Source organism: Brevundimonas sp. AAP58 (genome assembly GCF_001295975.1).
GTDB lineage: Bacteria > Pseudomonadota > Alphaproteobacteria > Caulobacterales > Caulobacteraceae > Brevundimonas.
Map to the genome: position 1 here is coordinate 1 of NZ_LJHU01000135.1, position 2,336 is coordinate 2,336.

Genomic DNA, 2,336 nt, shown 5'->3' on the forward strand with positions numbered 1-2,336 from the left:
CGAGGAAATCGCCAAGGTCGAGTATTCCCCGCGCATGGAGGGCCGCCAGATGATCATGATCCTGGCCCCGAAGTAGGCGGCTCACGTCGACCGACGTCGTTGCGTTCGTGCAACGCAACCGCGAATCTGACCGAGACCGGCCAACCGCCCCCACTGCGAAGCCAGAGCCTGGTGTAGCCTCAAGTGTACGCCGCAGAGGGAGTTCGCATGCGTCGGCTTGCCTTGGCCTGTCTGGCCCTTGTCGTTTCCGCCACATCGACCGGGGCTCAGGAGGCGGTCGCTCCTGACGCCGCGCGTGAGACCGGCCCCACCTTGGCCATGTCGATCACACCGCCTCCGCTGGAGGTCTATGGTCGGCTGCCCGCCTATGAGCTCAGCGTGCTGTCCGCAGCGGGCGACCGCGTGGCGCATGTGGTGACCCAGGGCGAGGTCCGTGCCGTCCTCGTCAACACCCTGCCGGGAGGCGAACTTGTCGGAGGCGCCCGGGTCGGGGAGGTCAAGATCCGCGACCTCGCCTGGGTCGGTCCGGACCACCTTCTGATCATCACCTCCGCCGCGATGGAATATCCGGGCGGCCTTGAGGTGGAGGTGGCCCAGGGCGAGGTCCTGGACCTGGCGAACAACAGCCTGCGGTCGGTGTTCCAGAATCTCTCGGACGTCTACCGCAACATGCTTTCGGTTCATGTGGCCCAGATCGACGGCAAGCCGCAGATCGTCTTTGAGGCCCAGAACGACGACACCTACCAGATCGCCCTGTACGCCCTTGATCCTGTCACCATGCGCTCGCGCGTTCTGGAGCGAAACCAACCGAACACACGCTCCTACGTCGTGACTCCGGACGGCCGACGCCTCGCTCGGGCCAACTATCGTCAGAACGACGGCCTATGGCAGTTTCAGGTTGAGCAGGGCCCCGGCGCGTGGCGCACGGTCTGGTCCACGACCGCGCTGGTGGATCCGCCGGTGATGGGCGGCGAGGGACCCGAGGGTGACACGGTGGCGGTGCTCGCCAGCCCCGTGGCGGGCGCTCCGGCGATCTGGCGTCTGCTGGGGCTGGACGGCGTCTGGCGGCCCTTGCCGTTCGAGGGGGATCCAAGCAGCCTGCTGTATCATCCCCGGACGGGTCGGCTGATCGGGGCGGCCTATCGAGAGGCGGAGGGATGGCGCTACGAGTTCAGCGATCCGGGGGCCGCTCGGACGTGGCGTTCCATCGAGCGAGCCTTCCAGGGGCGCGATCCGCAGCTGGTCTCCTGGAGCGACGACCTTCGCAAGACCATGGTGTTCAGCTGGGGGCCGACGGATGCCGGAGCCTATCATTTCGTCGATCTCGACGCCGGTCGCGCGGATGTCCTCGGTGAGCAGTACCCCGACATCGGTCCCGACCAGGTCGCCGAGATCCGTACGATCGCTTATGAGGCAGCCGATGGCATGAGCATCCCCGGCTATCTGACGCTGCCGCCCGGCGTCACGGAGCCTCGGGGTCTGCCGCTGGTCGTATTCCCCCACGGCGGTCCGGCGGTGCGCGACGAGAAACAGTTCGACTGGTGGGCCCAAGCCATGGCGTCTCGCGGCTATGCGGTGCTTCAACCCAACTTCCGCGGGTCGTCCGGTCTGGGGTTGGACCATCTGGAGGCCGGCTACGGTGAGTGGGGCCGCAAGATGCAGACCGATCTGTCGGACGGTGTGCGTTGGCTGGCGGAGCAGGGCATCGTCGATCCCGCTCGGGTCTGCATCGTGGGGGCGAGCTACGGCGGATATGCGGCCCTGGCGGGGGCGACGATGGAGTCCGGCGTCTATCGCTGCGCGGTTTCGGTTGCGGGCGTGTCGGACCTTCGCGCCATGCTGCGCTGGACCGCCGATCGCATGGGCAGGAGCAACAACGCCGCCAACCGCTACTGGAACCGCTTCATGGGCGCGGAGGGGGTCGGGGACCGATCTCTGGATCAGCGATCACCCGCGCAGTTGGCCGACCGAGCCGCAGCTCCGATTCTGCTTATCCACGGGCGAGACGACACGGTGGTGCCCTATAGCCAGACCTCGACCATGGCCTCGGCGCTGCGCCGGGCCGGCAAGTCCTATCAGCTGGTCGAACTGGAGGGGGAGGATCATTGGCTCTCACGGGCGGAGACCCGCCAGCGCATGCTGACTGAAACCATCGCGTTTCTCGAGACGCACAATCCCGCGAACTAGCGTCGCCCCCGGTCCACGGGCGACGTCCCTGACGCGACGAACCGGCGCTCGCGAAGCGAGACCGGCTCCGCGAGAAAGCCGAGGCGCGCAAGCGCCAGAAGGTCGTCGAGCTCAAGGAAATCAAGCTGCGCCCCAACATCGACGTCCAC

The 2,336-nt window shown here is 67.1% G+C and carries 1 protein-coding gene and 2 pseudogenes; all 3 read left to right on the plus strand.

Annotated elements, in window-relative coordinates; all coding sequences use genetic code 11:
* Positions 1-76, plus strand: a pseudogene (locus IP78_RS15420) (translation initiation factor IF-3 C-terminal domain-containing protein); the annotation flags it as partial.
* A gap of 131 nt (positions 77-207) precedes the next feature.
* A complete protein-coding gene (locus IP78_RS14690) occupies positions 208-2,187 on the plus strand; it encodes a S9 family peptidase (protein WP_054112407.1) in 1,980 nt (659 codons plus the stop codon).
* 68 nt (positions 2,188-2,255) lie between these two features.
* Positions 2,256-2,336, plus strand: a pseudogene (locus tag IP78_RS15170) (translation initiation factor IF-3); the annotation flags it as partial.